The organism is Methyloceanibacter marginalis (assembly GCF_001723295.1).
GTDB lineage: Bacteria > Pseudomonadota > Alphaproteobacteria > Rhizobiales > Methyloligellaceae > Methyloceanibacter > Methyloceanibacter marginalis.
Genome location: NZ_LPWD01000456.1, coordinates 1 through 7,549 on the forward strand (window position 1 = coordinate 1; position 7,549 = coordinate 7,549).

Sequence of the window (7,549 nt, forward strand, 5' to 3'; positions counted from 1 at the left end):
GGACGGCCTGGTGCATATCTCGCAGCTCGCCGAGGGGCGCCCGAATGCGGTCACGGACGTCGTCAAGGAAGGCGATCAGGTCTGGGTCAAGCTGCTTGGCTTCGACGAGCGCGGCAAGGTGCGCTTGTCGATGAAGGTCGTCGACCAGAGGACCGGCAAAGAGATCGAGAAGGCGGAGGCCAGCTAGGCAGCGGCCAGCCCTTCAACGAAGAGACGATGAGCCGGGCGTTTCGGCGCCCCGTTTTCTTTTGGGCTTCCGGCTAGCTGTTGGGCGCTACGGGAGCCTTGGCGCCTTTCGCGCAACGTGTGCCGACGAGGGCGTACTTGGTGTTCTGGCTTTGCCAGGCAGCGCCCTCCCCGTGGCTGTCTCGAATGCAGCTCACCGCGTCGCGATATTCCTTATCGGGGAGCTTGAACTCCGTGCATTGCTCTCCCGTGGCTGCGAGACACACCATGACAATGATTTCGAACATTCGTCCTCCTTCGGGCGGCTTCGCTGCGCGCATTGCACGCCGCGTCAGCGGCCATTAATCTCGATAGCTCACCGGCAAAATCGCGGCCGTGTCCGGCCCTGTCAAGATGGAGGCCGGCGACAGCGTTACCCGCTATTGCGCCGCCTCGCGCGGGGCCACCTTCTCCACGGCGTTCTCGAGTTCCTCGGCACGCTCCATCGCCTTGAGGGCGCCCAGATCTGGCATGAACGTGGTCGAGTAGCCGCAATCCACAAAATGCACCTCGCCGGTGACAGCGCCGGACAGGTCCGACAGGAGGTAGAGCGCGGCGCCGCCGACTTCATCGAGGGTCGGGGAACGGCGCATGGGCGCGTGGCGCTGCTGATAGTGGAACAGAGTACGCGCATCGGAGATGCCGGCGCCGGCGAGCGTCCGCATGGGTCCGGCTGAGAGCGCATTCACGCGAATACCTTGCGGCCCAAGATCGGAGGCAAGATATTTCACGCTGGCCTCGAGCGCGGCCTTGGCCACCCCCATGACGTTGTAGCAGGGTACGACGCGGGTCGAACCGCCATAGGTCAGCGTCAGCAGCGAGCCTCCCTCGTTCATCATGTCGGACGCGCGCTTGCAGATCTCCGTGAACGAGAAGCAGGAGATCACCATGGTGTGCTCAAAATTCTTCCGCGTGGTGTCGCAGTAGCGGCCCTTCAGCTCAGTGCGGTCGGAAAAGGCGAGCGCATGCACCACGAAATCGAGCGAGCCCCACTCCTTGCGGACCACGCCCAGCATGCGGTCGACGCTGTCCAAATCCTCGACGTCCACCTCTTCGATGATCTTGGCGCCGATGGATTCGGCCAATGGCACGGCACGGGCGGCCAAAGGCGCCGCCCTGGTAACTGAGGCCAGCTCCGCACCCTGCCCGTGCAGGACGCGGGCGATGCCCCATGCGATGGAGCGGTCGTTGGCGACGCCCATCACCAACCCCCGCTTCCCTGCCATCAGCGGTCCGGGTTCAGCAATGTCTTTTGTTGTTGCCATGATACGTACTCTGCTTGGAGTTAAAATTCCGCAGGCTCCCGTCGCTTAGCTATCCAAACGGCGGAACACGAGTGTGGCGTTGGTGCCGCCAAAGCCAAAACTGTTCGACATTACGGTGTTAATGGCGACGCCATCCTTGCGCTTGCGCACGATAGGCATGTCCGCCACTTCCGGGTCCAGATCCTCGATATTGGCGGACTCGCAGATAAAGCCGTTGTTCATCATCAGGAGCGAGTAAATCGCCTCGTGCACGCCCGCGGCGCCCAACGAATGACCGCTCAACGACTTGGTCGCGCTGATAGACGGGCAATCCTTGCCGAAAACCTCGCGGATCGCCTCGATTTCGAGCAGGTCGCCCTGTGGCGTCGAAGTAGCGTGCGGGTTGATGTAATCGATCTTATCGCCGTTCAGGTTCTGCATGGCCATGCGCATGCAGCGCACCGCGCCCTCGCCCGAAGGCAGCACCATGTCGAAGCCGTCGGACGTGGCGCCGTAGCCGACGAGCTCCGCATAGATATGCGCGCCGCGCGCCTTGGCGTGCTCCAACTCCTCGAGCACCAGGACTCCCGCGCCGCCCGCAATGACAAAGCCGTCGCGGGCGGTGTCATAGGCGCGGCTCGATTTCTCCGGCTGATCGTTGAAGTCCGATGACATGGCGTTCATGGCGTCGAACAGGACCGACAGGGTCCAGTCGAGCTCCTCGCCGCCGCCGGCGAACACAATGTCCTGCTTGCCGAGCTGGATCAGCTCGCTGGCATTGCCGATGCAGTGGGCGCTGGTCGAGCAGGCCGACGAGATGGAATAGCTCACGCCCTTGATATGATAGGGCGTGGACAGGGTCGCCGAGTTGGTCGAGGACATCGACTTCGGCACCTCGAAGGGGCCGACCTTCTTGGGCCCCTTCTCGCGGGTGGTGTCGGCGGCCTTCACGATGGCGCGGGTGGAGGGTCCGCCCGAGCCCATGACGAGCCCGGTGCGCTCGTTGGAGACGTCGTCTTCCTCGAGCCCTGCGTCGCGGATCGCCTGCTCCATGGCGATGTAGTTCCACGCCGCGCCCATGAAACGGCGGACCTTCCGGTCGATCATCTCCTCCCAATCGAGCTTGGGCGCACCATGGACCTGGCAGCGGAACCCGAGCTCCGCATAGTCGTCCGCCTTGACGATGCCGGACTTGGCCTCGCGCAGGGATGCGAGCACCTCCTGGGCACTATTGCCGATGGAGGACACGATGCCCATGCCGGTCACGACCACGCGTTTCATTCGTTCAACGTCCTCGATGCTTGTGCCGCAACAGATCAAGTACCGGCGGGAGCGGCTTCGTCCGCCTGGAACAGGCCGACCTTCAGGTCCTTGGCCGTGTAGATCGTCTCGCCGTCGGCCTTGAGCCAACCATCGCCGGTGCCCAAGGTGAATTTGCGGCGAATCACGCGCTTGAGATCAACAATATATTCGAGCTTCTTCATGGTCGGCAGCACCATGCCGGAGAATTTCACCTCGCCGACGCCGAGCGCGCGGCCCTTGCCGGGGGCGCCCATCCACCCGAGGAAAAAGCCGAGCATCTGCCACAAGGCATCGAGGCCAAGAACCCGGCATGACCGGATCGCCCTTGAAGTGGCAGGCGAAGAACCAGAGGTCGGGCTTCACGTCCAGCTCCGCCACGATACGGCCATTGCCGTGCTCGCCGCCTTCCTCCAGAACGCTGGAGATGCGGTCGAACATCAGCATGGGCGGCAAGGGAAGCTGGGCATTGCCTGGGCCGAATAGCTCGCCCCGGGCGAAGCGAGCAACGCCTCGTAGTCGAAGCTGGCCTGCCTATCCGCCGTGGATTTCTGCACTCTCATGAAGTCCTTCATTCGCTTCGGTCCGTCGTTGGGCTGGTTACCTAACACATGCCACGGCCCATCAAAAGCCCGCGCACGGGCACCCGGCGGGCGGCAATCGGCCTCGGGGCCTGGACCTTCTTTGGGCTCGGCAAGCCGCCGGCATCCGGGTTAACGAGGCAAAAAGTCAGCCAGAGCACGGCGTTGCGATAAAGAGTGCTTGCGCCTATATTGAGGGGAACCAAAGCTTTGGATAGTCGCGAGATCATGGAAAAGCTGTCCCACGCAGACGATACCGTTGCGGCCGCGGCCGGTAACGTCGCCGAGCTGTTGCGCGGCGCGGGCTTGCGGCCTACACGCCAGCGGGTTGCGCTCGCGCGTCTGCTGTTCGCCGAGGGCGACAGGCACGTCACGGCCGAGTGGCTGCATGAGGAGGCCCTGGCTTCCAAGGTGCCGGTGTCGCTTGCCACGGTCTACAACACGCTGCACCAGTTCACCGAGGCTGGACTCTTGCGCGAAGTGGCGGTCGAAGGGGCCAAGACCTATTTCGATACCAACACGTCGAACCACTATCACTTCTTCTGCGAGCGGTCCGGCAGGCTACTGGATATCGATACGGACGCGATCCGCATCGAGGGTCTACCCGAGGCGCCGGAAGGCATGGCCATTTCCCGCGTCGACGTGCTGGTGCGGCTCGTCAAGAAAAGCGGCTAGCGCGCGTTCATCTTCAGATTGAGACGCTACTCTATCTCCTCGCCGCGATAGACGCCCCACAACTTGTTCTGCTCCACAAAGCCGGAATAGTCGCCGACGGTGAGTTCGCACCATTCCCCGTCGCAGGTGACGACGTTGCCGAGCACGCCCGATTGAAGTTGGGCCACGGCGCGCGATCCGGTGGAGCGGCCGCTGTGTAACGCCACGGCCTCCTTGCCCTTGGACCAGGGGCTGATGAGCACGGTGCGCCGGCCGCTCAACAAGCCATGAAAGACCCAGCCGTCGGCGCCCTCGCTGTCGCGGACCCGGCGCCAGTTGTCTGCCTCGGCGATGATCTCAACGGGAAGGCCGGCGCGCGCGAAGACCCAGACAATCGACTGATCGTTGCTCGGGCCCCGGCGCACATTGACCTTGTCGGACTTGAGGCTGACGAAGCGGGGCACGCTCAAGCCGGTGCTCGGACCTTTGGCCACCGCAGGCTGGGCACCCTCTTGCGCCCCTGCCTGACCCGAAGCGCCTACAAAGGCCAGCCCCAACGCCACAGCGAAGGCCAGCCCCAAAGCCATCCCAATCCCGGAAACCTCGCGAAAGCGCACTTGTTTCTCCCCCTTGGCGACCGAATCGGCCCGCCCTTGAATGGCCGAGAAAAGTGAACGGATCGTGGCCCGGCGGTCCCTAAGCCAATATGACGCTTTATCTCTTAAAGCCCCTTCTGTTAGACAAAGCGCGCAAATCAACGCAATCCGGGGACCTCCCCGCCGCTAGCCTCCTGACTGGACAAATTATGGCTTCTGAACGACCGCTCGTTATCGTCACGCGTAAGCTCCCCGAGGTTGTCGAGACAAGGCTCCGGGAGCTATTCGACGCGCGGCTCAATCTCGACGACAAGCCGTTCTCGCGGGACGAGCTCATCGAGGCGGTGAAGACGGCCAACGTGCTCGTGCCGACGGTCACCGATCGCATCGATCGGGCGGTGCTGAGCCAGGCGGGGCCGGACCTCAAACTGATCGCCCAGTTCGGCACCGGCGTGGACAATATCGACCTCGACACGGCACGGAACCGCTCGATTATCGTGACCAACACGCCGGGCGTGCTGACCGAGGATACGGCCGACATGACCATGGCCCTGATGCTGGCGGTGCCGCGGCGTCTGACCGAGGGCGCCAACATCCTGCTCGGAGACAGCGACCAATGGCAGGGCTGGTCGCGAACCTGGATGCTCGGCCACCGCATCTTCGGCAAGCGGCTCGGCATTGTCGGCATGGGGCGCATCGGTCAAGCGGTGGCGCGGCGCGCCAAGGCGTTCGGTCTTCAGATTCATTATCACAACCGGCGCCGGGGTCCAGCCGGACGCGAGCAGGCGCTCGAGGCCACCTATTGGGACAGCCTCGACCAGATGCTGGCGCGCATGGACATCATCTCCATCAATTGCCCGCACACGCCGGCCACCTATCACCTGCTCTCGGCGCGGCGGCTGTCGCTGCTGAAGCCAACCGCCTACATCGTCAACACCGCGCGCGGCGAGGTCATCGACGAGAATGCGCTGGCCCGCATGATCGAGAACAACGAGCTGGCCGGCGCCGGCCTCGACGTGTTCGAGCACGAGCCCGCCGTGAACCCGAAGCTCTTGCGGAACGAGAAAGTGGTCGTGCTTCCCCATATGGGTTCGGCGACGCTCGAAGGCCGCGTCGACATGGGCGAGAAGGTCATCATCAATATCAAGACCTTCCTCGACGGCCACGCGCCGCCGGACCGCGTCCACCCCGCTATGTTCTAGGACCCGCTATTTGGCGGGACGGCTGGGAGCCTCTGGCGTCCGCACGTGCTCGGGCCGGAAACCCATGCCGATAAGCCGTGCAGGCAGCCGGCGCAGCACCGGAAAGCGGTTCAGCAGCCTGACCGCAAAGGGCGGCTTCGGCCGTGATTTCATGGTGAGCACGTTGGAGACGACGCGGTTCTGGATGAAGATCTGGAGCGCCTGGGTCATCTCGGTCGGCCATTGCCGCCGCTTCTGCACCTTGCGCAGATCCTCTTCGGTCACCTTCCCCTCGCGCAGCGGCGTGGCGAGAATATTGGCGGTGGCGACCGCGTCCTGAACGGCAAGATTGATGCCGACGCCGCCGATGGGCGACATGGCATGGGCCGCATCGCCGATGCACAGCAGCCCCGGCGCGTACCAGCGTTTCAGACGATCGACCGCCACGGTGAGCAGTTTCACGTCGTCCCAAGAGCCAATCTCGCGCACCCGGTCGGACAGTTTCGGGTTCAGCGCAACAATCGCCAAGCGGAAGGCTTCGAGGCCTTTGCGGCGCAGTTCGTTGAAGCCGCCTTTCGGGATGACGAAAGCGCACTGCCAATAGTCGCCGCGGTCGATCATGATGAAGAAGCGGCCAGGCTCGATGCGCCCGAGGCTGTCGACCCCGTCGTCCGCGTGTCTTGAGAGGCGCAGCCACAGCACGTCCATAGGCGCGCCGCGGTCTTCCACCTCGAAGCCGGCAAGCTTGCGCACGGTCGAGTGACGGCCGTCGGTGCCGACGACGAGATCGGCGTGCACTTCCAGATCGCCTTGCGGCGTCGCCGCTTTCAGGCCCACGACCCGGTCGCCGTCCTTCAGGAGCTCGTCCACCTCCGCCCGCATGCGCAGATGAAAGGTCGGGTAGCGCTTGCCCGCCACGGCCAGAAAGTTGAGGAAATCCCATTGCGGCATGAACGCCAGGAACTTGCAGTGGGTCGGCAGATGCGAGAAATCGGCGATCTGCACCAACTCATCGCCGATCTGTGCGCCGAGCTGGCGGACCTCCTGGTGGGGCCGCTTGAGGAACTCATCGATCAAGCCGAGCTCGTACATAAGCTCCAGGGTCGAGGGGTGGATGGTGTCGCCCCGGAAGTCGCGGAAGAAGTCCTCGTGCTTCTCCAGCACGACCACATCGACCCCGGCCCGCGCCAAGAGAAAGCCGAGCATGACGCCGGCGGGGCCGCCGCCGGCGATCGCGCACTCCACGGTGATGGTCTCTGTGGCCATGGCGCAGCCTCATGGTGACGCCCGGACGCGGCCGAGCACTGCAAGGATCCCTCGCCCGCAACCCTCGGCTGAAAAGATTGAAAAACTCTATTGCGCGGCGGCCGGGGCTCGGGCGCGATGGTGGCTCATGTCGCGAAAGCGCGGATTTCTGCCGTTCAGCGGGTTCTCCGGGTCCAAGCATAGTTCACGGCGGAAAACCGGGCTTGGAGAGCATCATAGAGAAGGAGCCGGCCAACCAACCCTTCGCCGACGCCGAGCAGTTCCTTGACCACCTCGACCGCCTGGAGGCAGCCGAGCACGCCCGCCACCGCGCCGAGGATGCCCGCTTCCGAGCAGGCCGGCACGGTGCCTTCCGGCGGGGGCTCCGGAAACAGACAGCGGTAGTTGGGGCGCGGGTTGCCTTCGGCGTCGGTCTCGACGCGCGGAAGGTGGTCAACTGCCCGTCGAAGGGCCCGAGCGCGGCGGCGACCAGCGGCACCTTCGCGAAATAGCTGGCGTCGTTG

9 protein-coding genes and 1 pseudogene are annotated in these 7,549 nt (G+C 64.2%); 3 read left to right on the forward strand and 7 right to left on the reverse strand.

Annotation, left to right across the window (positions count from 1 at the left end; translation table 11 throughout):
- Positions 1-187, forward strand: a 187-nt coding sequence (locus tag AUC71_RS16225; protein WP_141701783.1) for a S1 RNA-binding domain-containing protein, incomplete at its 5' end; no start/stop codon positions are given.
- Positions 188-260: 73 nt separating this feature from the next.
- Here the strand turns inward: AUC71_RS16225 and AUC71_RS16230 are convergent.
- The 4 genes and pseudogenes from AUC71_RS16230 to fabA all read right to left on the reverse strand — a co-directional run bounded on the left by AUC71_RS16230 (position 261) and on the right by fabA (position 3,331).
- Complete coding sequence (locus AUC71_RS16230) at positions 261-473, reverse strand: hypothetical protein (RefSeq protein WP_141701784.1); 213 nt, start codon at positions 471-473, stop codon at positions 261-263.
- A 132-nt stretch (positions 474-605) separates the two neighbouring features.
- Positions 606-1,490 carry an SDR family oxidoreductase gene (locus AUC71_RS16235; protein ID WP_069625094.1) on the reverse strand — a complete coding sequence of 295 codons (885 nt, stop codon included), beginning with the start codon at positions 1,488-1,490 and terminating at the stop codon, positions 606-608.
- 45 nt (positions 1,491-1,535) lie between these two features.
- Positions 1,536-2,750: a beta-ketoacyl-ACP synthase I gene (gene fabB / locus AUC71_RS16240; RefSeq protein ID WP_069625095.1), complete on the reverse strand. Its 1,215-nt coding sequence runs from the start codon at positions 2,748-2,750 to the stop codon at positions 1,536-1,538.
- A 35-nt stretch (positions 2,751-2,785) separates the two neighbouring features.
- Positions 2,786-3,331: pseudogene (gene fabA / locus AUC71_RS16245) on the reverse strand (3-hydroxyacyl-[acyl-carrier-protein] dehydratase FabA).
- Between the two features lie 246 nt (positions 3,332-3,577).
- Here fabA and irrA point away from each other — a divergent pair.
- Positions 3,578-4,024: an iron response transcriptional regulator IrrA gene (gene irrA, locus AUC71_RS16250; protein WP_069625096.1), complete on the forward strand. Its 447-nt coding sequence runs from the start codon at positions 3,578-3,580 to the stop codon at positions 4,022-4,024.
- A gap of 26 nt (positions 4,025-4,050) precedes the next feature.
- On the opposite strand, the gene AUC71_RS16255 is transcribed toward irrA, so the two are convergent.
- Positions 4,051-4,620 (reverse strand): SH3 domain-containing protein, encoded by a 570-nt coding sequence (locus tag AUC71_RS16255; RefSeq protein ID WP_244501014.1) that lies wholly within the window; start codon positions 4,618-4,620, stop codon positions 4,051-4,053.
- Positions 4,621-4,808: 188 nt separating this feature from the next.
- Here AUC71_RS16255 and AUC71_RS16260 point away from each other — a divergent pair, with 188 nt between their 5' ends.
- Positions 4,809-5,801, forward strand: a complete 993-nt coding sequence (locus tag AUC71_RS16260) for a 2-hydroxyacid dehydrogenase (RefSeq protein ID WP_069625097.1) — start codon at positions 4,809-4,811, stop codon at positions 5,799-5,801.
- A gap of 6 nt (positions 5,802-5,807) precedes the next feature.
- On the opposite strand, the gene AUC71_RS16265 is transcribed toward AUC71_RS16260, so the two are convergent.
- Both AUC71_RS16265 and AUC71_RS18265 read right to left on the reverse strand, forming a co-directional pair.
- Positions 5,808-7,046, reverse strand: a complete 1,239-nt coding sequence (locus tag AUC71_RS16265) for an FAD-dependent oxidoreductase (protein ID WP_069625098.1) — start codon at positions 7,044-7,046, stop codon at positions 5,808-5,810.
- Positions 7,047-7,201: 155 nt separating this feature from the next.
- The coding region (locus tag AUC71_RS18265) for a ThiF family adenylyltransferase (RefSeq protein WP_425283406.1) at positions 7,202-7,549 on the reverse strand (348 nt) is incomplete at its 5' end.